Raw genomic sequence first — 25,632 nt, 5'->3', positions numbered from 1 at the left:
CTGGTAAGAATTTCCTCAAAATATCTTTTCTCCCACATTTTGAACTTTTTGTGTCTGATGCACATCGTAGTCAACCGCCGGTAACAGGACTTTGAGAGAGTGCCGGGGGAATTTATACCGCGGGATTTTTTCAGTACCGCAGTGTAAGATTTCGACACTTATGTGCTAATGGGGGAGCCATTTTGCCTTTATCCAAAACCAATTCGCGCTGGGGTATGCCGCTGGCGGTCATCTTATTTGTGACTTCACAGTTACCGCTTAATGTCGCTTTGGCAAGTATTGATGGTGAGACCGAAATAGAGCTTAAGGAGTTAGACACAACCCCGGAGCAACAACAAGAGCAGTGCTTGCACGAGCAGCTGCTGATTTCCTCCGCCGATACCACACTGAGGGATATTCGCCTGCTCTGTGCCGATCGGGTGAGAGCCCAGCTTGGTCTGGAGGAGGATTTCTTCGAAGTCGACCCTGTGGTGGAGGAGTACTCTGAGGAATTGCCTACGGATGAGGTCTTACTTGGTGGCCGGGCCCAGGCCATTCGCGATGCCGCCAGCAACCCCTTTACACTTGCCTCCCACAAGACCAACTACATATTGCCATTTACCTATAACCCAACTCCTGAGAAGGGTGGGCTCTCGGATTACGAAGGCGAAGGGAAAGACCTTGATAATATCGAGGTGCAATTCCAGTTATCAGTACAAGTACCGGTATGGCGGGGTTTTCTTGGCAGCGCTTCTTTTATGAGCGTGGCTTACACCAACCGGAGTTTTTGGCAAGCCTATAACTCTGATAACTCGGCACCATTTCGTGAGACCAACCACGAGCCAGAGCTTATTCTCACCTGGCTCAATAACTGGAGCCTGTTTGGCTGGCAGAATGTCGCTAACCAGATCGCTTTCAACCACCAGTCCAATGGACGCAGCGAACCCTTCTCCCGCAGTTGGAATCGGGTATACGCCAACTTTATTTTTGAGCGGGATAATTTTTCGATTGGTATAAAGCCCTGGTATCGCCTCAAGGAGGATCGTGAGGATGATGACAATCCGGATATAGAGCATTATTTAGGCCACTTTGAGTTGGGTGGCCGCTACCGCGATGGCGATCACACCATAGCCGTTATGGTGCGCAATAACCTGCGCTCGGAAAATCACGGTGCGTTTGAACTGACCTGGGGTTTTCCCCTGGGTGACCGGGTGGATGGCTACATTCGCTACTTTAATGGTTACGGAGAAAGCCTGATCGACTACGATGAGTCAGTGCAGACTCTTGGCTTCGGCTTCACCCTGGCACAGGGGTTCTAACTCCTATTGGGCAAAGATTCAGGGATGGAATCGATGGGATTTGAAGATAGCTACCGGCTCAGTGCGCATGCGGTGATTACCAATGATTCTGGTGAGGTCCTGCAGCTGCTGGCGACCTATGCCAACCGCAGTTGGGGGTTGCCCGGTGGTGCACTCGATCCCGGAGAGACCATCCACGAGGCCCTGCGGCGGGAGTGTCATGAAGAGTTAGGGCGTGAAGTGCGTATCGAATACTTGAGCGGCGTCTATTACCATAAAATCTACAACTCTCATGCATTCATATTCCGCGCCCATTTTACCGACAGAAGACATATCACCCTCTCTAGTGAGCACTCAGAGGTAGCTTATTTTCCCCTTGAGCGCCTCTCCGAAGTGCAACGGCAAAGGGTCAGGGACTGCCTCGAATTCGACGGCGTTGTTCGCAGCGCAAAGTTCTAACTTTACCCCCTTCTTTGGCAATAGATCTGGTCGGTCAGCACGCTTTTGGCGATTTTCGCCAAAAGCACTGACATCGCGGAATTCCCCGGTCCGCTCCATTAGTATTTGCCTCCTGGTTTTTTACCCAAGAACTCCAGATTCTCCGCTTTTGCCGGGGGACTAAATAAAAGTTAATAAAATCAAACAGTTGAATAATTAAGGCAGCGGCCCTCAGCAAGTTGCGGGCTATGCTGGTGGATAAGAATATGGGTTTGGAAATGAAGATGCCTGAACTGGGCAACCTGAAGCACAGCGTACAGAAGCTGGAATGCCATGTCGCGCTAGTGAGCGCAGACAGCAAATTAGCGGGAGACTGGGTTAGCGCCCTCAATAACACCGCGACTCTGCATGAAAACCCCTTTGGCCTGGTGTTTGAGGCGGTGTTACCGGCAGATGTGGAACAACTGGCACTGGAGGAGTCTCGTCTTCAGGCGATTATCGTAGATGGTGGCACCGATACACAGGGGTTGGAAGCTGCCGATCTGCTTGCTGACCAGATACATGCACTTCGTTCTCAACTCAATATTTTTTTGGTGGCACAAAGTGATGTCGCCGGTGGTACTCCTCTTGCCGGTAAGAGTGGGGTCAAGTCACTGACCAACCTGCGCCGCCGCTTTGACGAGTTGTTTGATCGCCGAGAGGGCAATTTCAACCATATGTTCCGCCTGGTACAGGCGTTTATTGCCCGCCGCGCCTCCACGCCCTTTGCCGATACCCTGAAGGAATATGTATTCTCCGCACGTGACGCTTGGCATACTCCTGGTCACTCCGGTGGCGACAGCCTGCGCAACAGCCCCTGGGTAGGGGACTTTTATCGCTTTATGGGCGAGCATGTATTCAATACGGATTTGTCTGTTTCCGTACAGATACTCGACAGCCTGCTGGAACCGCACTCGGTAATTCAGGAAGCACAGGATCTTGCCGCCCAGGCGTTTGGTTCGCGCCATACCTTTTTCCTGACCAATGGCACTTCTACTGCTAACAAGGTCGTGATTCAGCAGATACTCGGTGGCGGCGGCAAGATTATCGTCGACCAGGCCTGCCACAAATCGGTTCACCATGCGATAGTGATGAATCGCTGTGAGCCGGTTTATCTGAAGTCGGTACTGCACCCTGAATTCGGCATTTATGGCCCGGTGAAGCGCTCGGATATCGAGGCGGCGCTTGATGAACATAGCGATGCGCGCTTATTGGTTATCACTTCCTGTACCTACGATGGTCTGCGCTACGATTTGAAACCTATTATCGATTACGCCCATGAGCGCGGTGTCAAGGTGCTGGTCGATGAGGCCTGGTTTGCCCACGGTTTCTTCCACCCAGAATTGCGCCCGACCGCGCTCGAGTGTGGCGCGGACTATGTGACCCAGAGTACCCATAAGATGTTGTCGGCTTTCTCTCAGGCCAGCATGATTCATGTGCAGGACCCGGACTTCGACGAATTCCGTTTCCGCGAAAACCTGAACATGCATGCGTCTACCAGCCCGCAATACGCCATGATCGCCAGTCTCGATGTGGCGCGTAAGCAAATGGCGATGGAGGGTTATGGACGTCTCAAGCAGTGTCTGCAGATGGTGGAAACCCTTCGCCGTGCAGTCAATGAAACCGGAGTATTCCGAGCCCTGACCCGCGACGACCTGATTGCTGAGCCTCTAGCGGGTGACAATATCGGCCTAGACCCCACCAAGGTAACCATCGATATTTCCCGCAGCGGTTACTCGGGCAACGAGATGCAGATCAAGCTGTTTGATCAATACGGTATTCAAGTGGAAAAGACCACCTACAATACCATCACAGTACTGGTAACCCTGGGCAGTACTGAGAGTAAATTGTTGCGCTTGATTCATGCGCTGAAGCAGCTGGCGGGGAATACTCACAAGCGTATTCATGTCGGTACTCCGCGCCGCCTGCCTGAGTTTACCCGCTTCACCTGTCTGCCGGCGGATGCCTACTTTGCCGATACGGAAGAGTTGCCGTTGATGGACAATGGGGTGGACGCTACACAGAATCTTATCGGTCGCACCAGCGCCGATGAGATAGTGCCTTATCCGCCGGGCATCCCTGTTCTGGTACCTGGCCAGGAGATTTCTGAGCAGATAGTGCAGTACTTGCAGCAGTTGTTGCAGGGGCAGAATACTACGGAGATTCACGGCCTGATTTTCCGCTCAGATGAACCTATGCTGCGTGTAGTCAAGGAAGTCGCTGAGAAATCAGAAAACAAAGACAAAAAGTCCGGCGGCAAAAAGGCAAAATAAAGCCACACGAGCTATCCGGCATGGAGGCCGGTATGTTTGATCAACCAAGGATGGTATTACTGGCTGGTGCCTCGGGCGGTTTGGCTCGCGCGATCGGCGCCGAAATCGTTCGGCGCTATCCCGATATTACTTTGGTGACTTTGAGCCGTGGTACAGTAGATCGGGTACCTGGACACGCCGGCGAGCGTCGTCACCTGACAGTCTCTCTCGCGGACGAGCACTCTATCAGAGCTGTCGAGACCTTCCTTTCTGAATTTTCCTCTCCGCCTGACTGGGTAATTAACTGTTGTGGATTGTTGAACGATGAATTTCATGGCCCGGAAAAATCTCTAGCGCAATGTGAGGATGATTGGTTGATACAGTCTATGCGTATCAATCTCCTCACTCATATGCACCTGGCCCAGGCGCTGGATAGAAAATTACAACGCAAGCGGCCGCTGCTATGGGTATCCCTGTCTGCCAAGGTGGGTAGTATCGGCGATAATGAGTTGGGGGGCTGGTATAGCTATCGTATCAGCAAGGCGTCACTCAATATGTTGGTAAAAAACCTGTCTATTGAATGGGGGCGCCGATTGGAAAACAGTTGTGTGGTGGCCATTCATCCGGGCACTACGGATACAGCACTTTCCAAACCCTTCCAGGGTAATCTGGCGCCGGGAAAATTATACAGCCCGGCACTGAGTGCCGGGCGTATTGTGGATGTACTACAACAGCTGGCGCCCGCCGATAGTGGTAATCTGTTTTTTTGGGATGGTAACCGTTTGCCCTGGTAGTGAATCAGGGGGTCATCAAGCCTGGCCAGGTTTCATTATCTGTTGTTCTCGGATACCCACTGTATGCTTGATCAGATGTGATGGAGTAGCGTATATAGCGCTGGTTTTTGAGGAAAAAATATGCGCGAAATGTGTTCCATTGGTGGGCTGCGGTAATCTCCGTAGCATAAGGACCGAGTCCTGGCCAATTGCTGTCATTGATTGGTTGGGGGTAGCCGCTGTCAAGTTGGTCTTCTTCCAGGTCATAGCGTAAATAATTCCCGTCTTTGAGAAAGAAATAAACTTTGCTATTAGGCCATTTCAGGACAGCGCGAATTGTTGTCGCGTAGGTAGCCAAACCAGGCCAAGTATTGTTGTCCACCAATTTGGGATAGCCGGAATCGACCCGATCTTCATTGAGGTCATAGCGCAGGTAACGCCCGTCATTTAAGAAGAAATAGCCTTTGTCACTGTTGGCTTTAAATGCAGCAACAATCAGGTGGGCATAGTCGCCCAAGCCAGGCCATGTACTGTTATTGGTCGTGCGCGGATAACCGCTAGAGGCTTTGTCCAGGGTTTTATTGTAGCGTACATATTGATCGTCACCGCGAAAATAGTAAGCACGTGCACTGCTCCAGTCCAGGCCAGCAGTAATTTCCAGGGCCGATTTACGCAAAGCAACTGGGGTATCGTTATGTACGAATACATAGTCCAGGACTCCCTGTGCTTCTGTATAGTCGGTCCAGCTTTGTGAGCTAGCGTCGACGACATCAATGAACTGGTCATTCTGGTGAATCTCCACGGGTCCGCTATCTGTGGAATACCATTTAATTGTCTTATTGTCAGCAGCCATCATTTTACGTATTCCAGGGCTGCCAATCAGTGGGTTACCATCCAGCTTCCAATTCGTTTGCAGCTCAATATCCATAAAACGCAACACCGTTGGTGCAATGGAGGTTTGGGCAGCATGGCCATAAATTCCATTGAAATCTCCATTGTGGATATCTCCAATAAACTCGCTGTGCTCAGCATTTAATGGCAAATTACTGCCAATAAAAATTGTTTTCTCGCTGGCAGTTTGTGCCCCATGCCCGCAGCCGCGAGAATCACGGCCGTGGTCTGTAGTTACAAGCACTAACCATTCTTCACCTTTTGCAATACGTGTATCTACGGCATCTAACAGAGCGCCCAGCTGAGTGTCGCTTGTGCGAATGCTTTCGTTATAGTGATTGCCAAAACAGGAGCTGTGACCGACACCATCGGGGTCATCCAGGTGCAGGAAAAGGAAATCCACATGACCTGAGGATATTTCCTGCACGCCGCGTGTGGTGACATCCGCATCGGAAAGGCCACTTAAAACCAGGTTAGCCTGTGCCAGGTCGGTAGTAAAAAAGTTGGTATTTATAGGGCTCCAATGGGATATGCTGCCCACCCAAAGGCTATTATCAGCCTCCTTTATCCGTTTGAATAAACTGGGGAATTCTGCATTTGCCAGGCCTGAGTCATTGGACGTGACTTGGTGCTTGTCAACCCAAACTCCTGTAAGGATAGTGGACCAGCCGGGGCCACTTTTAGTGTCCTGTTGACTTTGAGAGCCACTGATACCACCGGTATAAGCCTTGTGTAGAATTAATCGATCATAATTGGGGGTGTCTATATCCTTGAGCTTTTCGTACTGCAGCCCATCAACGCCAATTAGAAGTACCTTTTTATTATTCTGGGCAAAAACGAATTGGTTACTGGAAACAAACGAAATTAACAACAGGCAGGAGATAAGTGTCTTCATATCGAATATCCCGTATTTTCAATGATTTTCTGGTCTAGACCAGTAATGATAGAATAGACGATAGCTATTAAATCCCAATGAAGGGATTTTTACAGCGATACTGCAAAGAAAAGACAGCTATTTAAAAGCTAACAACTAACCAATCTCCCTCATTAAAATTAAAGAGCAAGGAATTTTTTAGGTGCGGTAAAAAATAAGTACTATCTAGTGGCTACTTCCATTTCTATGGCGTGGGGTAGCCAGTATTCAATATTGTAATCAATCAGATATTCAGCAGAATCATAGCGAAGTCTTAAGATTCTCAGGCCTGGAGCACCAGCGTGTATACCCAATGGCTCTGCATATTGCAACTCCAGGTTAGCAACCTGAATATTACAGCGCTCGTGAGTGATATTTACCCTATAATTATCTTGCAATATTTCGGTAATAGATCCGGATAAATCGAAGTCAGATAATTCAGGAAAACTCTCTGATGAGAGATAACTCTCTTCTACCATGACAGGCCTTTGGTCCAGGTAGCGGACTCTTCGGATTTCAAAGTACCTGGTACTTTTAGTGGCGTTAAAGGCGGAATAAATATCGTGTCTTACGGTCAGCTTACGGACCCCAAGTACTTTGGTGGTTGCTCTAAAACCCTGTTGTCGGGCCATGGAGTTGAAATTTACCTTTTGTGTCGGATTCATCACAAACCGATTTGGTGCAACAAACCAGCCTCTGCGATTTTGTCGGTACACCAGCCCCTCACCTTCAAGACGGTTTAAACCATCTCGTAAAGTAATACGTGTGACTTGCAGCTGCTCCGCCAGCTCGCGCTCAGCGGGCAGCTTGTGATTGGCGGCCAGGCGACCATTACCGATCAACAGTTGGATATGTGATTTAATTTCTACGTAACTGGAGGACACAGTATTTCTCTTGGGTTTGACTGAAACTCGGTCTTAAGCCTGGGCTACCAAACTGGTATTCCTGAAGTTTGATAGCCTATCAGGGGCGTTGTCCAAGAGCGAGTCGGCGATTGATATCGACCAGTACGGGTTCAAGCTTATTGATATCGTCTATCAAATAATGAGCGCCGCAATTCTCAAGTTTTTGATAAGCGCCAATACTGTGATTTCTTTTTTCTTCCTCCGAGAGTGCTTGCCAACATCCCAGGGATAATCCCGAAGCATTTCCTGAAAGTACCACTGCAACTGTCCACATGCCGGCATTTCGCCCTTCATAAATGCCTGCGGCGGTATCATCAATCTTGACACATTGGCTGACAGACGGGATTTCCATTTCAATGACGTTCTTTAATGCAGCTGCGGGTCCTGGTCTTGCGCCCACAGCTTCATCTGCTGCAATAATACAGTCGGGCTCTAGGCCTTGTTGTTGAGCTTTTGCCAGCATGCCCTCAATCATTATGCGACTGTAACCTGTGGTGCTACCAATACGTATATTACGCTCACGCAAGCGGACAAATAGTTTGTCGGCTCCGGGTATTATTTGGCTGTGCCTATCGATTTCCTGAATCTGTATCGGGGCCAGACGGCGATATAGTCCGTCTATATCAGATTCCTGGGATGGGCGCCCATGAACCACTTGCCAGGCAGTTTGAATGGAATTTTGTTGTAGCATCTGGCGAATATGTTCTTTCTTCTCAGTACCCATTGGAATACGGGTTTGCTCTTCACTGACCGTAACTCCAGCCTCAGCAAAAATTTGCATAAACGCTTGTAAAGGGGCGCGGGAACCAAAATCTACTAAGGTTCCGGCCCAGTCGAGGATAGCAGCTTTAAGTTGCAGTGGTTCCATGGATTATCTCCTTTTTGGTAATTGATAAGGGAGTTGAGCGGTAAAATATCTATCGACTAAGTACCTTTGAGCAGATCTTTAGCCAGTGATCCAAAGGAGCTACGCCTAAACCAGGCACTTTTCCTGAATCATCCCACTCGCGCAGACGCAGAGCATCCTCGGCGAAGGGGGTATTAAGAAAATTATCTTTTTCTTTATCTGTCATTCTTTTGCCTTGTTTTTTTAGGGATTTGTGGCTTGCTGCGGATAGCCGTGTGTCATAAATGTTATCTGTACTCATTAAAAACCTTTTAGCTTGAACATGTAGGGCGATAGGCTTCGTGACTGTATTGGGAAAACCCCACCTTTCGAGTAAATCTGCACCTATTAGGTCATGTGCACTGTAGCCTTCAGTATCCGTCCCGGGTATTTTTTCCTTTATAGCGTGGAGATGGCCGATATCATGAAGAAACGCGGCAACAGTCATTTCATCGGAGATACCAGAGTGTTCCGCCAAGGTGGCACACTGGGTAGCATGCTGTAGCTGCGTGCATTTTTCTCCAAGTGTTAAATACCCGTACTGCAAAAATAACTGTTTAATTTTATCGACAACATTAGCTCTCATCGAGTAAGCCCTCATCTAGAGGGATCTTGTCCAAAATACCCTTCACCACCCGTTCCATTAATGCTGGTCCGGTTGTCATACCTTTTCCTCCAATACCGGTTATTAAATGAATATTTTCTGTTGCGGATTTTAGGAATACGCCTTGGCTACTTTCCTGGCTGTAATAGCCATTCCAAATCCTGGCAACATTTAAATGGGGTAGATTAAGAATACGCTTGGCTTCGGCTACCATCAGTGAGTTGATTTCCTGACATATTTCATAGTCCAAAGTGCCTGAGTCCTGGGCAGTGAAGTACTCATGAGAATCGCCAATGATGATGCTGCCATCGGCAGATTGTCGAAACAGAAGGTGGATACCAAATTTTCCATAGCTTGGATCAATATGGGGCTTCGGTAGATTTTTATAATTAGGGCAACTTTTAAATGCTTCATAGCGGCGTATTGTCAGACCTGTAAGCAGGTTCCCTGGTATTTTGACTCCCTTGATTTGTTGGGTGCGTAACATCTGCAATTTACTAAGCTGTAGTTGTTCTGTTTGTAATAAGTGCGGAAATAAATGACTAAGTTGGTGGCCACAACAAATCATTACCTGTTCTGAAATAAAAGACTCACCTGTTGAGCAGCGAAGCTGGACCCCATTTTTGACTTCCTCTACGGCTATTACCGGAGATGCCTTCTTAAAATGTAAATTTTTCGTGTCTTCAAGTAGTTTCCAAAAATACTTCATTAGCAGGGAGCTTTCGGCACTCATTTCCTGTGGATAGTAGAGGCCACCATGGCAGTAACTCTGCTTTAGTAAATTAATTTGTTTGTGACACTGCGTCGAGGTAAGAAGCTTGGAAACGTAGTTAGTCTCACGATTAATCTCATGCATTTCCTCTAGTAGATTGGCCTCTTCTAAAGAAGAAGCCACGTAGAGAGAGCCATGCTGCCAGAGTGCGTCCGGCATTATTGTCGCCAACTCGCCATAAAGTTCCAGCGATCGTCGCCCCAGATTTCGCCATAGTTTTAGATTCATACCAGATGGTACTATTTGGCCAAAATTGCGTACCGTGGCTCCGTGAGGCTTAGTGCTGGCTTCAATTAACAGTATTTTTTTTCCGGATTTGAGTGCATGGTAAGCAGCAAAACTGCCTAGTATCCCGGCACCGACAATGGCAATATCAAATTTCATAACTGCTCTATAACCTTTTTTATACTGGAGAAGTAATAAGCCTCGACCGTGAAGAAGAATTACGGTGCAAGCGGCGAAAGAAAAGAAGTGATAGCAGCATTAACAAAATACATGCAAAACCAGTAGCATAGGAAAGTTGCTGAGTAAACTGTAACCAGTTTAGGTTTGGTTGCGCGAAAGTCTTATAGAGCATGACACTAATGCTGCCGATATAACCCGCACTATCTGCCAGATAAATCACAAATCCTGCGTTTCCTAGGCTCTTGGTGCAGGCGACCAGACGTTCAAATAACAAACAGTTAAATGGAACATAGCCTATATAGAGCCCGATATTGATCCCAATCATCCAGGCAGCCCCGGACACAATATCTAACTCAAATGCGAGAGTTGAAGTTATGCAGATTACTCCCCCACCCGCGACTAATAGCTGGTTTAGCTGCAGTGCGCGATAGTTGTTACGTACAAAAATAAGTAGCGCCAGGGATGCTAAAACTATCAGTGCCACGGGTAGAGTGCTGGTAAGGAAGATCTGGGGTGCTTGACCATGACCCAAAGCTTGCCAAAGCTCTGCAGCGAAATTATCAGAGAAGTCACGAAATGCCGTTAGGAAAACATAAGCAATGATTAAAGCCAACAATCCCAGATTCGTTTCGTTGACGAAAGTCCAACGCATTTTATTCGTCATTGGTACTCTTTGTTTTCGTGCACGGATGTCTGCTTGGTTGGGTTGGGGAATTCTACTGAGTGTAAATGTCGATAGAATCAGTGCAGGTAGAAATAATAAGCCCACGGTTGCAGGCAACCAGATTTCCGGCACTTTCCATTCCAGCAATAGATATGCAGCTACTGCTTTTACGGCTCCTGAAGAGACGATTAAGCTAACACATAAAATGGCGCCTAGTGCTTCTGTAAGACGACGCCCCTCTAAATAGCTGAATACTAGTCCCCACACCATTCCAAGCGGGAGACCATTAAAAAAAAGCATGACAACATTATAAGGAGCGGGGATCAATGCGAATGCTATCAAGGCAAGATGACTGAAAAGAATTAGAATTACCAGCATTCTTCCCCGCTGCAATGGCCGTAACTCTGAGACAACCTTAATCCCGATAATTTTTGAAAACGCATAACCCAGTACTTGGGAAATTATAAGTGCGGTTTTAAAGTCTAGAGTGAATTCCCAGCCGGAAATGTTGGCGTAGGATGCTGCTGTAAAGGGCTTGCGGAAAGCATACATACAAAAATAAGTGAAGAATGCAGCAACTCCGGAAAAGAGTAGCAAGAAAAGCTCACTGTTGAAATCTTCACTGGAATCAGATTCCTGTTTTTTACCGGTTTTTTCCATTTTATCGATAGCTGCCATTTGGTCTAGACCAAATTTTAGGTGCTTATGATTGCGTTTTTGTGACAGTCTTTTTTTAAATTCAATAACCATTCCAGATGGTAAAAATTTTTCATTTATATATTCGCAGGGAATATTCACACACCTGTTATACAAACGTCATAGCGGCAATTTAGGATCCTGGTCTAGTCCAGATTTATGTTGATGATCGAGCAAGTTAATTTGTGTCGATAAAAATTTGCCAATCATTTTTTGATTGATACAGGGGAAGTAAAATGAATTATGTCAAATTATTGCCTGCAACGATTGCTCTGCTGGTGGGACAAGTAAATTACGCTCATGCACAAGAAAGTAGTAAGCAGAGTGTCCAGGATGATAGCGAAATAGAAGAGATTGTTGTGCTTGGACGAATGTTTGAGACAGAGTTACGTTCCCTGGAGTTACAGAGGGAATCTAACCGGATTGTTAATGTGGTATCGGCAGATAGTATAGGTAAGTTACCGGATCGTAACGCCGCAGAGGCAGTTCAAAGAGTCGCAGGCGTATCTATCGAGCGTGACCAGGGGGAAGGGCGGTTTGTCGCTGTGCGTGGCCTCCCGTCCCAATGGAGTTCTTCTAGCCTTAATGGTCATCGTTTGCCATCTGCAGAAGAGGAAACTACCAGCAGGGCTATGGCGTTTGATTTCTTTCCATCGGAGCTGATTGAACGTATTGAGGTCTCTAAGGCTGTTACCGCGGATCAGGAAGGTGACTCTATTGGCGGCAATGTTAATTTTGTGACTCGTACAGCCCCAGAAGAACGCACTTTGGATATATCCCTATCTGGTGGCTATGCGGATAAAGCTGACGGTGATATTAAATCCATGAGCATTCTTTATGGGGATAGAAGTGAAGGTGGTAAATGGGGATTTTTGGCCAATGTAACTGGTTGGAGCAGGGATTGGGCAACAGATAACTATGAGCCTCGCCGTAAAGGGGAGGGAATATATCGATTGGAACTGCGGGATTATACCGGAACCAGAGATACCCTGGGGTTAAACCTTGCTACTGAATACCGATTGGAAGAAGGAGGTAAGATTTTTGCTCGTGGTTTGTTTGGGACATTAGAAGATGAGGAGACACATTACAAGCACAGGTTGCGGTTCGATAAAGATAGAATGGAACTTCAGCATATCCACAATACTTTGATAACACGTATGCAAGGTGTTGAAGTTGGTGGAGAGCACTTTTTTGGTGATGATAAGCAGCTGAATTGGAATTTAGCCAGCTATGATAATGAATTCCGCTATGGGAATACACCCAATAAAGATGATCGCTCTTATTTTGTAATGCGTTTTGATCAAACGGAAGTAGGTTATGTTGGTCTGGATGATGATGGGCTGGCTTACAACCAAATCGATGGTGGTACTGACCCAGCAGAAAATATACCCACTCACCTCCCGGATGGTTTTGTAATGGACCCAACCCAGTCCAGCCTATCTTGGGTTGAACTATATAAAGTGTATGTCAACGAAAAGGATAAAGTGGTAGCCACTTTTGACTTTACCTCCCAGTTTTCCAGTGAGCTGGAAGTAAAATTCGGAATGAAATATCGGGACAAGGAACGGGTGTCTGAATTCTCCGATGCATTTTACAGTTGGGATGAGGAAAACTATGGGCCTGCCCCAGCTCTCTCTGACTTTACCTTGTCTGATCAGCCTGGCAGAAATGATTTCCTATCAGAGTTGGATATCAACTATGACTCCCAATTCTCTCAGGTTGCTGCAATGTCTCAATTGGAGAATTTTTGGAACCAAAACCGGGATAAATTCATTTTGATTCCCGAAGAATCAGCTCTAGTTGAAAATGGAGGGGCTCTTGGGCGAAATTTTGAGCTAACAGAGAGGCACCTATCGGCTTATGGTATGGGTAATTATGAGCTTTCAGATAGAGCCACTCTTGTAATGGGATTACGACTCACTCAGACACAAACGAAGGTGGAAAGCCAGGTATTTGTTAACGATGAAGCTAATAACGGCTATTTGGTGCCGTTTAATGGTGATAAAGAGTATTTATCCATTCTACCATCGGCACATCTAAAATATGCGCTCACAGAGGATAGCAATATCAGGCTCGCGCTGACCAGAACCTTTGCCAGGCCGGACTTTGGTGACCTGAATCCGGGAGGGTACTATGCCGAGCACGATAATGAGTTTATAGGAGGTAATCCAGATCTTGATCCTACTTACTCTTGGAATCTGGATTTTATGTATGAATACTATTTTAATGACTCCGGGATTTTATCTGCTGGTCTATTTTATAAAGATATTACAGATCCAATTTTTAAGGATGTGAAAGAAGGTGAATATAATGGGGTGTCAGGAGTCGATATTTATAGTCCGGAAAATGGTGAAGATGCGTGGTTGGGGGGATTGGAATTTAATATCGTGCGAAAATTGGATTTCCTCCCTGGATTTCTTTCAAATATTGGGGTATCGACAAATTTAACCATGATGGATTCAGAAATGCGTGTTCCGGGCCGTGATGGTGCGGTGCCGATTTCCCGTCAGGCTGATTTATTACATAATCTCTCTATCTATTATGATGACGGTGCTTTCTCCATTCGCTTAGCTCAAAACCATAAGGGAGAGTATATTGAAGAGCATGGTGGCAATAAAAATGAAGACCAGTACTACGGTGCTTACACAAGCCTGGATATGAGTGCAAATTATACGATTGGGGACAATTTAGTTATTTTTGCTGAGGCCTTAAACCTTACGAATGAACCTTTAACTTATTATATTGGTAATAAAGATAGGCCAAAGCAAGTTGAGTATTATGGGGTTCGTGGTCAACTGGGTTTTCGTTATAGTTTTTTTTAGCTAATCTTTTATCTTGCACAGGAGAAACATCTCGGTTGTCGTCGAGTTGCTTCTCCCAAAAGCAGTTAATCACCAATTGTAAGCGGGTCGCCGCGTCTGAGTAATGTTTCAATGTCAACACCCTTTGGTAGACTGCCAGTGCTATGAGCTCCTCTAGTTTCCAGTCTTGATCGAATAAATGCATCACTAATCGATTCGTTGCCTGACTGTAAAAGTAGATGAACCTGCATTGCAATCGCCATTTGATCAATAATACTGCGTGCTCTGTATTCAAATTGATCCAAATCAGCAAGCTCTTTTTTTAGTGAATCTATAGCTTTATCGAAGCGGATATCCATACCAATGCTTGTTGCCATCTCATCCAGCCAGTGATTTACGACATTGGGTGTTTTTGTGATGGCACGCAGCACATCAAGAGCCTGGATATTACCGGAACCCTCCCATATGGCATTAATTGGAGCATCGCGGTAGAGTCGTGCAGTGATAAAACTTTCAATAACACCATTTCCACCGAGGCATTCCATCGCCTCATAGGCATGATGCGGGCTGCGCTTACAAATCCAATACTTACCCACAGCTGCTCCCAGTCTTAGGAGCATTTGTTCGTGTTCTTGATCTTCATGATCCATAGCTCGGGCCATGCGCATGGTCAAGGCCACTGACCCTTCAACTTCTAATTGCAGGTCTGCCAGGACATTTTGCATTAGGGCTTGATTAATTAGCTTTTTTCCAAAGGCTTCTCTATGGGATGCATGGTATATCGCTTGCAATACGGCTTGGCGTTGGCCCCCAGAGGAACCGACCATACAATCAAAACGCGTTATCGCGACCATCTTGATAATTGCATTGACTCCCCGACCTTCTTCACCCAAGAGCCATCCTAAGGCACCTCGCATCTCCACTTCGGAAGAGGCATTGGATACATTGCCAGATTTCACTTTGAGCCTTTGGATTTCTAATGGGTTTTTACTTCCATCCGGACGCCATCGGGGAACCAAAAAACAAGAAAGCCCGCCCGGTGCCTGAGCCAGAATTAGAAAACCGTCACACATAGGAGCAGACATAAACCATTTATGCCCAAGTAGCTCATAAGTTCCGTCATCCATGGGGATTGCACAGGTTGTGTTGGCACGTACATCTGACCCCCCTTGTTTCTCTGTCATACCCATACCGATAGTCAGAGAGTGTTTTTCATAGTAGGGGCGATTACTGCCATCGTAGCCCCGGCTAAGAATTTTAGGGATCCACTCCTTGGCGATTGATGGGTTTAATTTTATCGAAGGAAGAGAGGCAAAAGTCATCGTGATTGGGCACCCATGACCCGCCTCAAGTTGACAATGCAGATAGTTCTTTGCCGCTCGAGCAACATTGGCACCGCTACAAGGATGACTCCAGGGGGAGCTGTGTAGTCCTTCTGATAAGGCAAGCTGCATAAGTTGATGGTAAGAAGGATGATAGCGAACTAAGTCTATACGGTTTCCGATTCGGTCATGACTTTCAAATATGGGTTTAAACTCATTGGCAGCATAACCCCGTTCAATCATTTCTGGTCTTCCACAAACCTCACCATAGCGTTGTAGATCATTTTCGGACCAATGTCCGCCATTAAGGTGTACCGAATCGAGTAGAGCCTGATCGCCGGCATACAGGTTGTGCCCTGAGAGAGGGGAAGTCTGATTCTTTACCGTATGAGTGGTTGCATGGGCAGAGGGGTGAAGGTGATCGCTCATGATCATAGCCTCAATGGTTAACATAGTTATATGTTCTTTGATTCATCTACTTGTACCAAAACACCAAATGGGTACCAAGAGACATAGTGATAGCGTACCAATACAAAATCATAAAGTAGTCCTGTCCTGATTACTATTTGCGCACTCATTAAATCTATTACGCACTATAAAAATATTTTATAAGTATAATTTATAGGGTTTCTTTGGCTAGGTTATCCAAAATAATATTACTTTCATGAAAGAGAGTGTATTTATTATTTTAGTGTGATTGATTAGCTGAATTTTAATTTTTGTTGCTACTTGGCTTTTTGTGCCGTTTATTGGTTTTTAACTTTTCTAGGTATGCTTTTTTTCATGCTAATATTTAAAATAAATCCATTAATTTTGTGGGTTAGTGCAAATTTATTACTGTTTTTTAAACGCTTTATTTTTTTTAAGTTTAGACAAAAGGATGTTGCTGGTTGGTTACTTAATAATCGTCTTTAATACCTTTGTATGAAAAAATGACATTTGTGATAATCGCTGGCACACTTAAGATTGAATTTTTGTTATCTGTATCACTTACTGTTGCAGTGTGTTGGTTGATCGAATAGATTTAGCTCTCAATATCGAGAATGTGGATAGAAAATAATAAAAAAGTAAGAAGTCATTAGATAAAATCTTAAAGAGATTGCATATTGGGGGAACCCAGATGAATTTGCATAAGGAATATGCACGCCTCAAAGTTGTTTCGCAGGATCATGTTTGTAAGGGTCCCGCTGTTACCTTCTTAACCTCATCAGTCAACTTGCAGAGTTCAATTTTTGCAGGGCATATTGAAGAGGAGTTTAAAACCAGATGCTCCATTGTTCAGAGAGTCCCATCTTTTTCACTTGATGGAGTTAAGGCTGATTATCTATTGCTCGACTGTGTTGGGCTTTTTAAAGCGGATCTTGATCAATTATTACGTGATATTCATGCTTCTACTAACTCGCCTGGCATTATTCTCTTAAATGTTGACGATCCTAATGAGTTTGACTTTGTCTTACACTGGGAGAAGGTCCTAGGATTGATGCCGGCAAAATGTGAGCCCGGGGTTATTATGGAGCGATTAGGTAAGATATTCCTGGGGGAATATTGGTTTCCTCGAGATGTTCTGCATAACTTTTTAAGGCAGCATAGACGTCCTAAAAGATGGATGGATTCTAGCGCAAACCTTACACAAAGAGAAAGACAGATATTGGAGCTTATTTGTGAGTGTAGAACCAATGCAGATATTGCGGAGGTACTATGTGTTAGTGAGCATACCGTTAAAAGTCACCTATACAAGGTTTATAAAAAGATTGGTTGCAAAAACAGATTGGAGGCAAGTAGTTGGGCGAGTCAAAATCTGTGAAATTAAAAGTTCTATTTCTTTCTATTTGGTTTATTTCTAGTACAGCTATTTCCCAGGAGTCAGAGTTTGCTCAGAGCGAAGAGTCAATCCTTACCGGTTTGGTGATTGATAACACAGTAAGCGGCATAGGGCATGAGTTCGCACGCTCTTTATCGTTGTATATTACATCCAACTTGACTGACTTTGATTATAACCTGACTGTGTATGAAAGGCCTTCTGCGCGGTGGGGTAGTGTTGTGTGGGTAAATTATGAGAATAAGCAGGTGTTCAGGACTGTTATTTACCCAGGCAGAAGACGTTTTGGGCAGATAGTTGAGCAAGCTGTTGCTCAAATCAATAATAATGTACGACAGCAAAGGCTGCAGCAGTTATTTTCACAAAACTTGGACTTGGCCGGGGAGGAATTATAGTGAAGTTCTATGTTTTATTGGTTTTATCTTTCTTTTCTGTCTCTGCCTATTCGACAGAGCTAATTTACACTCCAGTAAATCCATCCTTCGGAGGTAATCCATTAAATGGTAATTATTTGTTAAATAATGCCAGCGCTCAAAATAGTAAAAAAGATCCTAAAGCTGGTAAGTCACCATACTCTGATTCATCTTCACTTGACAGGTTTACGGATACACTAGAATCCAGATTGTTGTCTCAGTTGCTCACAGATGTTGGAGATGGAAATGATGGTACTCTCGTAACCGATGACTTTATCGTTAACATACTTGATGTAGATGGTACCCTAACTATAACTATTACAGATGCTGTCACAGGAGAGCTTTCTGAGATCGTAGTCGTTGGCCTAAATCCTGGTAACTGATTTAATTGGTCAATAGATTGTTTGTTCTTTAGGGTGGTGGTGATGGTGGTTAGAATAATAGTTATATTTTTGGTTTTTATTTTAAGTGGTTGTAGTTTCTTTCAAAATGCAGGAGAGGCGTTGTTTGGCCCAGGTCATCAAAAAGCCACTTTGACGGATCGAATGAGTACTTATGCAGATCTTTTGAATTTGCCCTTACCGAGGGGGAAGATAGTAGTAGCGGTTTATGGGTTTAGTGATCAAACTGGCCAGTACAGGCCAGCACCGTCTAGCTCTTTTTCTACTGCAGTAACACAAGGCGCTGCCTCTATGCTCGTACAAGTACTCAACGAGTCAGGTTGGTTTGTTACTCTTGAACGTGAAGGGCTGCAAAACCTGCTTACTGAGAGAAAAATCATACGAGCAGCAATCAAAGAGCAGGAAACTCCCCAACCCTTTGAGCTCCCCTCCCTGATGTCAGCAAATATAATGTTGGAGGGCGGTATAGTCGCTTATGATACCAATATCAAAACCGGCGGAGCCGGTGCGCGTTATTTTGGTATTGGGCTTTCTGAGCAATATCGAGTAGATGAAGTGACCGTGAATTTGCGTGCGGTCGATGTTAGAACTGGAAGAGTTTTAAATAGCGTTTTAACCAGTAAGAAAATTCTATCAAGGCAGGTCCAGGGAGACGTTTACACATTTGTTGAGTATAAGCGTTTGTTAGAGATTGAGGCTGGAATGACGACCAATGATCCGGCTCAACTTTGTGTGCTTTCTGCGATTGAATCTGCAGTTATTCACCTTATTGCCAATGGTGTGACGAATAATATTTGGGCAATGCAGGATGTCAATGAATTCCCTGCATCTGTATTGAGTGAATATGCGGATGCAACTGTGAAAATTCTTTAGAATAATTTTTTTATTAAATATTCTGACTAATTTCTTTGTCTTGCAATGGTTGCTAGCTGCTCACATTTCTGTGTGGGCGGTTTTTCTTGTTGAATCTTTGTGTAAGTTTGTGTAATTTAGTAAATCTACTTGTCGATATCTTACATCTTCGTATTAAATCAACTTTCTAGAAAGGCTTTCATACAAAAGTCTTAAATATTTATTGTTTTCCCACCCAAAAAAATATTCTTTTTTCTGATTTATTGTTTTCGCTTAAATTCCTATAGTGGTCCTCGATGAGCGGAATGGCTCTCTCTTTAATTAACCTTTAGGAGAATTTTGGTGGGCGTTATCAAAGTGAGCCTATGTGGTTTATTTTTACTCCTTACCTGCATTAACTCTGTCTGGGCTGGTGACTTAGATGATCATGATGAGCTGTTTTCTGGTCAGGGAAAGCTGGATCTCATGTTGCAACGGGATGAGTCTATTACTGGTCAGTTAGCTGAGATCGTTCAGACAGGGGAATATAATTTTGCAGAAGTTTCTCAGTTTGGGCAGTTCAACCAAGTTTTTTTGGTTCAGGATGGCTATTCGAATGAAGCAGCAATTCAGCAGGCTGGGGAATATAACTATGCTGCAATTTCCCAGTCTGGAGCTTATAACCAAGCTACCGCTATACAAAATGGTTTAGATAATATTGCTCTAATAAATCAAGTGGGCAATGGAAACTCAGCCAACATCATCCAAAACGGAGATGGGCTCTTTGGATTTGTCGCGCAGTTCGGTGACAACCATGCGGTGCAGGTCGTTCAGCACGATTAAAGCACTGCTTTCTTTTTGTTTGTATTTGTTTACTTAGTCTGATGGAGAAACATAAATGAAAAAGCTTTCACTTGCTGCTGCGATTGCAATGCTTGTTGGTGCTGGTCACGCAATGGCCGATGCTAATTATGGTGATCAACTGCAGGTTGGAAATGACAACGCTGCTGATATCTATCAAATGGGCGAGTCCACCAATAATGCGGCTTATCAGTGGCAGGAAGGTAATGACAACCGTGCTTACGCAAGTCAATCCACCGCCGATGCGAACTATATCGACCAGACTCAGGTAGGTAACCGTAACTACTCTGAAACCACGCAATTCGATCAAAACAGCTCCCAAGCCTATTCCTATCAGCAGGGAGAGGGTAACTGGGGAGTTGTTCATCAGTGGGGCGGTAATGGCAATGCAGCTTATGCTACTCAAATGGGTAGTGAAAATACTATGCATCTAGATCAGTACCGCTCAGATGGTGGTGAGGCTAATTACAATACCCTTGATGCGGTTCAGGAGGGTAATGACAATATGGCTGCCCTGCAGCAGGACGGAGATAGTAACCTGTTTGTCAGCACTCAGTCTGGTGATGGAAACAGCGTTTGGAGCAGCACCTGGATGAGCTCTGATGAAGGCTTCGTAGGAGGCCAAGTTGGTGAAGGTAACGTCGGTTTTGTTTATCAAGGCGGTGTTGAAAATACTTCTAACTTGGTGCAGTCAGGTGACTTCAACTATCTGAATATGTCCCAGGATGGGGCCAATAACTTCAATACTATTGCTCAGAATGGCACTGGTAACTCTAGTGTTACTGGTCAGTATGGTGATGCCAACACCATGACCGTTACGCAGAATGACCTCAACAATATTGGCGATATGTACCAATACGGCAATGATAATGCTGCAATTCTGCAACAAACGGGTGATCATAACGAAGCTGAATTCTCTCAGTTTGGGGATCTCAATACAGCTAATATTGATCAGCTGGGAAGTGCCAACTTCACTTATGGCCATAGCGAAGGTATGGCCAACACAGTTGATGTTGACCAGAGCGGTGAGCTGAACTTGGCTGAGATCCATCAGGACATGGGTGAGTTTAACCTGATGGTTGTATCTCAGGATGGCTTTGAGCACGGTGCTCACCTGGGACAGTCTGGTAGCGAGAACACTACCTATGTAACTCAGGCTGGCAATTTCAATATGGCCAGTGTGCACCAGGTCGGCAACAGCAATATGGCTACAGTTTCTCAAAACTAATACGCCTATAATGACTATTGTCTAAACCCTCCTCGTTTCGGGGAGGGTTTTTTATTAGCGGCGTTTAAAAGAATCCGATTGCTTGGGCTAACTTTCTAAACGCTTTTCTGTCCACTCAAATTAAGCGTGAGTTCCATAAGGCCATTCCATGGGGACTGGTGAGTGTTGCCACCTTTGATCGCCGAATCCACGGCTCTGGCTTTTAAAAGAAGAGCCTCCAGTATATTTGGAGTTAGACGGTTTAAGGCATTTTGTACAAGTGGTTGGCGTTTTTGGATGCGAACTAAACGTGCTAGTTGCTGGCCCTGATTGAGTTTCTCCATTAGTTCCAGTAATGAGCGCATCTCTCTTGTTAGGGCCCAGAGCACCACAGGAGGCTCAATACCTTCCGAGCGTAAGCCTTGTAGCGTTTTGATCGCTTTCTCGGCTTCTCCTGCCAAAGCTCTGTCAATTAAATCGAAAACACTGTATCGCGCAGAGCTGGTTACACTTTGCTCTAACAGTTCGACCGTTATTGTCCCGTCACTATTTAAAAGTTTGAGCTTTTCGATTTCTTGGCTTGCTGCGAGCAGATTACCCTCTACTCTTTCGGCGAGAATACGTATAGCTTCTTTCTCAGCAGATAACCCTGCGGCATTGATCCTTTGGTTGATCCAGTGTGGCATTTCCTGGGCGCTAACAGGCCAAATTTGTACGAGAGCACCATGCTGCTCAAGTGTTTTAACCCATTTGCTATTGAGTTGTGATTTGTCCAGCTTGGGCAAAACCAGCAGTAGTATCAAATCCTGACTGGCGAGAGCGGCAAATTCCTGTAAGGCTTTACTGCCTTTATCCCCTGGTTTTCCACTGGGAGCGCGTACCTCGATAAGCTTCCTCTCTGCAAAAAGAGACATATTTCCGGCTGAGGCAAGTAATAAACCCCAGTCGAAATTATGCTCTGCATGTAGAAGTTCCCGCTCAGCGAAACCATTCTGCCTCGCTGCCGCACGTATTTGGTCGCAAGATTCCTGAACCAGGAGTGGTTCATCGCCTGAGATAATATAAACCGGCGCAAGCCCTTTCCGTAGTTGCTGGGGAAGCTGTTGGGGATTAATACGCATGACAGAACTACCTAGTAGCTCTTATCTTGCAAGGGGGCATTGACATCGATACGGCGCAAACGGTTGATCATTCGGCTAATCAACTCGCGGCGCATTTCCGCGCGTAAGAGGCGTTCCTCTTCTCCCTTGCTGACTATTTCTGAGACGTTCCACTCCAATGATCTATAGACATCGGCCTGAGCTTTATTTAGCAGTACTTCGCCACTGTGTGTACGCACGCTATAAATCGCGCTGGTAATCAGCTCGTACTCAGAAGCCCGTCCTTCAGAATCCACGGCGACAGTTAATTTTCGTTCTATTTCTTTATGAATGGTGAGTAGGTAGTCCGCTTCAATAGGGGATGGAGCAACAGGGACCCCGCCGTTTTCCAGAAGACGGCTAATTTCATCGGCAATATCACTACGAGGGTTCTCACTCGATATGTAAATAGTACTGCCTGGAGGAAAGTTTTTTGGCGCTCCCCGCAGGTGCCAACCGCAACTGGCGATGGCCACAAGGGTAACTAGCAGGACGATACGACGTGCAAATGTTTTCATAAACTACCTGGCTTTAGTGCCAGCAAATAAAGGGTTTGCAGATATGGGCCGGGAGCATAATGCTCCCGGCTATTGGTTGGATATAACTGCGCAGTAATTTTTACTTCGCGACAATATTTACCAGTTTGCCTGGCACAACGATGACTTTGCGTACGGTGGCATCGCCAATAAATTTCTGGACGTTTTCGTCGGCTAGGGCGAGTTTTTCCAAGCCCTCTTTGTCCGCATCAGCAGGCGCATCCAGCTTTGCACGTACTTTGCCATTGACTTGAACGACCAAAGTAATTGAGGTACGCACCAGAGCCTTTTCATCTACTACTGGCCAGGGAGCATCAATTAAGGTGTTGTTATTGCCCAGGATTTGCCACAGTTGGTGGCAAATATGCGGAGTTACCGGAGCCAGTAGTAAGACAGCTGCCTGTAGAGCCTCTCTCTCCACTGCCAGCCCCTGCTCATTACTGCGATCCGCCAGTTTACCAACCTCATTGAGAAGCTCCATCACTGCGGCAATAGCCGTGTTGAAGGTTTGACGGCGTCCGTAGTCGTCGCCAACCTTCTGAATTGTCTCGTGGGTTTTTCGGCGTAATTGTTGTTGCTGGTCGCTCAAAGACTGTTGGTCAATCTGAGCGCTGCTAGTGCTTACAGCAGCATGTGCATGTACAGTTTTCCAGAGTTTTCGCAGGAAGCGGCTGGCTCCCTCCACGCCGGCATCGTGCCACTCCAAAGTTTGCTCGGGCGGAGCTGCAAACATTGTGAACAGGCGTACAGTATCGGCACCGTATTCTTTAACAGCAGCATGGGGATCGATGCCATTGTTTTTTGACTTGGACATCTTCACAACGCCACCGGCAATTACTTCTTCACCTGTTGCGCGCTCAACTGCCTTGATGGGTTTTCCTTTCTCATCCCGCTCGACATCAACATCGGCGGGGTTGATCCAGGTTTTATGGCCGTTTTCTTCCTTGTAGAAGGATTCAGCCAACACCATGCCCTGGCACAAAAGCTGCTTGAAGGGTTCATCGCTGTTGACCAAGCCCTCATCCCGCATCAATTTGTGGAAAAAGCGCGCGTAGAGAAGGTGCAGGATGGCGTGCTCAATACCACCTACATATTGGTCGACAGGTAGCCAGTAGTTGGCGCGATCGGGGTCGAGCATGCCCTCTTCGAAGTCTGGGCAGGTATAGCGAGCGTAGTACCAGCTGGACTCCATAAAAGTGTCAAAAGTGTCGGTCTCACGCTCGACCGGCGTACCATTGAGTTCGTCTTTGCGCCACTCGGGATCGGCTTTAATGGGGGACTGAACACCGTCCAGCTCCACATCTTCCGGCAGTAAAATAGGGAGTTTCTCGGCGGGCACCGGGATTTCTCCACCATCTGCGAGGTTGAACATGGGGATAGGGGCACCCCAGTAGCGCTGGCGGGATACACCCCAATCGCGCAGGCGATAATTGGTGGTCACACGGCCTTTGTCTGCTGCTATTAAAACTTCGGAAATCGCGGTAAAGGCACCATCAAAATCCAGACCATCAAAATTGCCGGAGTTCACCAGTTTGCCTTTTTCGGTGAAGGCTTCTTTGTTGAGATCGATTTCCTGGCCATCGGCGGGCGCTATGACTTGAGTCAAAGGTAGCTGATACTTGTGTGCGAACTCCCAGTCGCGTTGATCGTGGGCGGGTACTGCCATCACCGCGCCAGAGCCATAATCCATCAGTACATAGTTAGCTACCCAGACGGAGACTTCCTCCCCGCTGATGGGGTGAATAGCCTTGAGACCGGTGTCCATGCCTCTCTTGTCCATTGTGGCCATATCGGCTTCAGACAGAGACTGCTTTTTGCACTCAGAGATAAATGTTTTTAGCTCGGGGTTAGTGTCTGCTAACTCCAGAGCGATTGGGTGTTCAGCGGCGAGGGATACATAGGTGACGCCCATCAGGGTGTCTGGGCGGGTGGTGTAAACATCGAAGTGATCCATACCAGCCACAGTGGTGGGCAGGCTAAAGCTCAGCTCCACACCTCGGCTCTTGCCGATCCAGTTGCGCTGCATGGTGCGCACCTGCTCAGGCCACTCCGGCAGCTTATCCAGGTCCTTGAGCAGCTCTTCTGCGTAGTCAGTGATCTTGATAAACCACTGGGCCAGCTCACGCCTCTCCACGGTAGTGCCGCAGCGCCAACATGCACCATCTTCAACCTGCTCGTTGGCGAGCACGGTCTGGTCATTGGGGCACCAGTTCACCGCGGAATTTTTCTTGTAGACCAGGCCCTTTTCATAGAGGCGGGTGAAGAACCACTGCTCCCAGCGATAATAGGATGGCTGGCAGGTGGCTAGCTCGCGGGACCAGTCGAAGCCAAATCCGAGAGCTTTCAATTGCCCCTTCATATAATCAATATTGGCGTAGGTCCATTTTGCTGGCGCGGTTTTATTCTGGATCGCAGCATTTTCAGCCGGTAAGCCGAAGGCATCCCAGCCCATGGGGTGCAGGACATTCTTACCCTGCATACGCTGATAGCGGGAAATAACATCGGTAATGGTGTAATTGCGCACATGGCCCATGTGCAGCTTGCCGCTGGGGTAGGGGAACATGGATAGGCAGTAGAACTTTTCCCTGCCGGTATCTTCCTTTACCTCAAAGCTTTTCTCTGCCTCCCAGAATTCCTGGGCGGAAGCTTCGACTGCGGAGGGGTTGTACTGCTCTTCCATTGATTGGGGACCTATACTCTGTGATCAAATTTTGCGGGGAAACTTTTCAGTGTTTTAGTGGAAGCAGCTCTGGATCGACAAGCAAAAGGATTGATTGCGATCAAGGA

General features: G+C 46.2%; 21 protein-coding genes. 11 read left to right on the top strand and 10 right to left on the bottom strand.

All coding sequences use genetic code 11. The features are described from left to right. Positions 1-182 precede the first annotated feature (182 nt). The 4 genes from ACJJJA_RS18600 to ACJJJA_RS18585 all read left to right on the top strand — a co-directional run bounded on the left by ACJJJA_RS18600 (position 183) and on the right by ACJJJA_RS18585 (position 4,800). On the top strand, positions 183-1,298 hold the full coding sequence (locus tag ACJJJA_RS18600) for a phospholipase A (RefSeq protein ID WP_252083095.1): 1,116 nt from the start codon (positions 183-185) through the stop codon (positions 1,296-1,298). Positions 1,299-1,331: 33 nt separating this feature from the next. Next, positions 1,332-1,736 (top strand): NUDIX hydrolase, encoded by a 405-nt coding sequence (locus tag ACJJJA_RS18595; protein ID WP_252083094.1) that lies wholly within the window; start codon positions 1,332-1,334, stop codon positions 1,734-1,736. A gap of 227 nt (positions 1,737-1,963) precedes the next feature. Beyond that, the gene (locus tag ACJJJA_RS18590) at positions 1,964-4,027 is read left to right on the top strand and encodes an aminotransferase class I/II-fold pyridoxal phosphate-dependent enzyme (protein WP_444887032.1); all 2,064 of its coding nucleotides are present in this window, start codon (positions 1,964-1,966) and stop codon (positions 4,025-4,027) included. A 32-nt stretch (positions 4,028-4,059) separates the two neighbouring features. Beyond that, positions 4,060-4,800: an SDR family NAD(P)-dependent oxidoreductase gene (locus tag ACJJJA_RS18585; RefSeq protein WP_444887031.1), complete on the top strand. Its 741-nt coding sequence runs from the start codon at positions 4,060-4,062 to the stop codon at positions 4,798-4,800. 4 nt (positions 4,801-4,804) lie between these two features. Here the strand turns inward: ACJJJA_RS18585 and ACJJJA_RS18580 are convergent, their stop codons facing one another. The 6 genes from ACJJJA_RS18580 to ACJJJA_RS18555 form a co-directional block, all read right to left on the bottom strand. Beyond that, entirely contained in the window at positions 4,805-6,565 is a 1,761-nt protein-coding gene (locus ACJJJA_RS18580) for a hemopexin repeat-containing protein (protein WP_444903009.1), read from the bottom strand. A gap of 200 nt (positions 6,566-6,765) precedes the next feature. Continuing rightward, on the bottom strand, positions 6,766-7,467 hold the full coding sequence (locus tag ACJJJA_RS18575) for a UTRA domain-containing protein (RefSeq protein ID WP_444887029.1): 702 nt from the start codon (positions 7,465-7,467) through the stop codon (positions 6,766-6,768). 79 nt (positions 7,468-7,546) lie between these two features. Next, a complete protein-coding gene (gene phnX, locus ACJJJA_RS18570) occupies positions 7,547-8,356 on the bottom strand; it encodes a phosphonoacetaldehyde hydrolase (RefSeq protein ID WP_444887028.1) in 810 nt (269 codons plus the stop codon). A gap of 49 nt (positions 8,357-8,405) precedes the next feature. Further along, positions 8,406-8,960, bottom strand: a complete 555-nt coding sequence (locus tag ACJJJA_RS18565) for an HD domain-containing protein (RefSeq protein ID WP_444887027.1) — start codon at positions 8,958-8,960, stop codon at positions 8,406-8,408. Continuing rightward, positions 8,950-10,134 carry a TIGR03364 family FAD-dependent oxidoreductase gene (locus tag ACJJJA_RS18560; RefSeq protein ID WP_444903008.1) on the bottom strand — a complete coding sequence of 395 codons (1,185 nt, stop codon included), beginning with the start codon at positions 10,132-10,134 and terminating at the stop codon, positions 8,950-8,952. The genes ACJJJA_RS18565 and ACJJJA_RS18560 overlap by 11 nt, the downstream gene beginning before the upstream one ends. 19 nt (positions 10,135-10,153) lie before the next feature. Further along, a complete protein-coding gene (locus tag ACJJJA_RS18555; RefSeq protein WP_444903007.1) occupies positions 10,154-11,617 on the bottom strand; it encodes a DUF5690 family protein in 1,464 nt (487 codons plus the stop codon). 134 nt (positions 11,618-11,751) lie between these two features. On the opposite strand from ACJJJA_RS18555, the gene ACJJJA_RS18550 reads away from it, so the two are divergent. Continuing rightward, on the top strand, positions 11,752-14,337 hold the full coding sequence (locus tag ACJJJA_RS18550) for a TonB-dependent receptor (protein ID WP_444903006.1): 2,586 nt from the start codon (positions 11,752-11,754) through the stop codon (positions 14,335-14,337). A 65-nt stretch (positions 14,338-14,402) separates the two neighbouring features. Here ACJJJA_RS18550 and ACJJJA_RS18545 read toward each other — a convergent pair whose 3' ends face one another. Then, complete coding sequence (locus ACJJJA_RS18545) at positions 14,403-16,067, bottom strand: acyl-CoA dehydrogenase family protein (protein WP_444905263.1); 1,665 nt, start codon at positions 16,065-16,067, stop codon at positions 14,403-14,405. Positions 16,068-16,758: 691 nt separating this feature from the next. Between ACJJJA_RS18545 and ACJJJA_RS18540 the strand changes: the two genes are divergently transcribed. The 6 genes from ACJJJA_RS18540 to ACJJJA_RS18515 all read left to right on the top strand — a co-directional run bounded on the left by ACJJJA_RS18540 (position 16,759) and on the right by ACJJJA_RS18515 (position 21,191). Then, positions 16,759-17,442 carry a response regulator transcription factor gene (locus ACJJJA_RS18540; protein ID WP_252083083.1) on the top strand — a complete coding sequence of 228 codons (684 nt, stop codon included), beginning with the start codon at positions 16,759-16,761 and terminating at the stop codon, positions 17,440-17,442. Beyond that, complete coding sequence (locus tag ACJJJA_RS18535) at positions 17,439-17,852, top strand: CsgE family curli-type amyloid fiber assembly protein (protein WP_444903005.1); 414 nt, start codon at positions 17,439-17,441, stop codon at positions 17,850-17,852. The genes ACJJJA_RS18540 and ACJJJA_RS18535 overlap by 4 nt, the downstream gene beginning before the upstream one ends. After that, positions 17,852-18,253: a curli assembly protein CsgF gene (locus tag ACJJJA_RS18530; RefSeq protein WP_444889577.1), complete on the top strand. Its 402-nt coding sequence runs from the start codon at positions 17,852-17,854 to the stop codon at positions 18,251-18,253. The genes ACJJJA_RS18535 and ACJJJA_RS18530 overlap by 1 nt, the downstream gene beginning before the upstream one ends. Before the next feature lie 42 nt (positions 18,254-18,295). After that, positions 18,296-19,144, top strand: a complete 849-nt coding sequence (locus ACJJJA_RS18525) for a CsgG/HfaB family protein (protein ID WP_252083080.1) — start codon at positions 18,296-18,298, stop codon at positions 19,142-19,144. A 321-nt stretch (positions 19,145-19,465) separates the two neighbouring features. Continuing rightward, a complete protein-coding gene (locus ACJJJA_RS18520; RefSeq protein ID WP_444889578.1) occupies positions 19,466-19,945 on the top strand; it encodes a hypothetical protein in 480 nt (159 codons plus the stop codon). A 55-nt stretch (positions 19,946-20,000) separates the two neighbouring features. Further along, positions 20,001-21,191, top strand: a complete 1,191-nt coding sequence (locus ACJJJA_RS18515; protein ID WP_444883973.1) for a hypothetical protein — start codon at positions 20,001-20,003, stop codon at positions 21,189-21,191. A 95-nt stretch (positions 21,192-21,286) separates the two neighbouring features. Here ACJJJA_RS18515 and holA read toward each other — a convergent pair whose 3' ends face one another. The 3 genes from holA to leuS form a co-directional block, all read right to left on the bottom strand. Further along, the gene (gene holA / locus ACJJJA_RS18510; protein ID WP_444883974.1) at positions 21,287-22,291 is read right to left on the bottom strand and encodes a DNA polymerase III subunit delta; all 1,005 of its coding nucleotides are present in this window, start codon (positions 22,289-22,291) and stop codon (positions 21,287-21,289) included. An 11-nt stretch (positions 22,292-22,302) separates the two neighbouring features. Beyond that, entirely contained in the window at positions 22,303-22,827 is a 525-nt protein-coding gene (locus tag ACJJJA_RS18505) for an LPS-assembly lipoprotein LptE (RefSeq protein WP_252083076.1), read from the bottom strand. Between the two features lie 100 nt (positions 22,828-22,927). Continuing rightward, positions 22,928-25,525, bottom strand: a complete 2,598-nt coding sequence (gene leuS, locus ACJJJA_RS18500; RefSeq protein ID WP_444903004.1) for a leucine--tRNA ligase — start codon at positions 25,523-25,525, stop codon at positions 22,928-22,930. Between the last annotated feature and the right edge of the window lie 107 nt (positions 25,526-25,632).

Source organism: Microbulbifer mixtoriginis (SeqCode) (assembly GCF_052466865.1).
Note: the sequence above shows the minus strand (reverse complement) of the source record. Positions and strands in the feature narration are given on the sequence as shown.

What these genes read in the sequence shown, in the direction of transcription:
- phnX (WP_444887028.1), bottom strand. Translation starts at nt 8,356, where the DNA reads ATGGAACCACTGCAACTTAAAGCTGCTATCCTCGACTGGGCCGGAACC.
- ACJJJA_RS18540 (WP_252083083.1), top strand. Translation starts at nt 16,759, where the DNA reads ATGAATTTGCATAAGGAATATGCACGCCTCAAAGTTGTTTCGCAGGAT.
- holA (WP_444883974.1), bottom strand. Translation starts at nt 22,291, where the DNA reads ATGCGTATTAATCCCCAACAGCTTCCCCAGCAACTACGGAAAGGGCTT.
- ACJJJA_RS18515 (WP_444883973.1), top strand. Translation starts at nt 20,001, where the DNA reads ATGAAAAAGCTTTCACTTGCTGCTGCGATTGCAATGCTTGTTGGTGCT.
- ACJJJA_RS18595 (WP_252083094.1), top strand. Translation starts at nt 1,332, where the DNA reads ATGGGATTTGAAGATAGCTACCGGCTCAGTGCGCATGCGGTGATTACC.
- ACJJJA_RS18550 (WP_444903006.1), top strand. Translation starts at nt 11,752, where the DNA reads ATGAATTATGTCAAATTATTGCCTGCAACGATTGCTCTGCTGGTGGGA.
- ACJJJA_RS18585 (WP_444887031.1), top strand. Translation starts at nt 4,060, where the DNA reads ATGTTTGATCAACCAAGGATGGTATTACTGGCTGGTGCCTCGGGCGGT.
- ACJJJA_RS18560 (WP_444903008.1), bottom strand. Translation starts at nt 10,134, where the DNA reads ATGAAATTTGATATTGCCATTGTCGGTGCCGGGATACTAGGCAGTTTT.
- ACJJJA_RS18505 (WP_252083076.1), bottom strand. Translation starts at nt 22,827, where the DNA reads ATGAAAACATTTGCACGTCGTATCGTCCTGCTAGTTACCCTTGTGGCC.
- ACJJJA_RS18525 (WP_252083080.1), top strand. Translation starts at nt 18,296, where the DNA reads ATGGTGGTTAGAATAATAGTTATATTTTTGGTTTTTATTTTAAGTGGT.
- leuS (WP_444903004.1), bottom strand. Translation starts at nt 25,525, where the DNA reads ATGGAAGAGCAGTACAACCCCTCCGCAGTCGAAGCTTCCGCCCAGGAA.
- ACJJJA_RS18590 (WP_444887032.1), top strand. Translation starts at nt 1,964, where the DNA reads ATGCTGGTGGATAAGAATATGGGTTTGGAAATGAAGATGCCTGAACTG.
- ACJJJA_RS18545 (WP_444905263.1), bottom strand. Translation starts at nt 16,067, where the DNA reads ATGAGCGATCACCTTCACCCCTCTGCCCATGCAACCACTCATACGGTA.
- ACJJJA_RS18565 (WP_444887027.1), bottom strand. Translation starts at nt 8,960, where the DNA reads ATGAGAGCTAATGTTGTCGATAAAATTAAACAGTTATTTTTGCAGTAC.
- ACJJJA_RS18580 (WP_444903009.1), bottom strand. Translation starts at nt 6,565, where the DNA reads ATGAAGACACTTATCTCCTGCCTGTTGTTAATTTCGTTTGTTTCCAGT.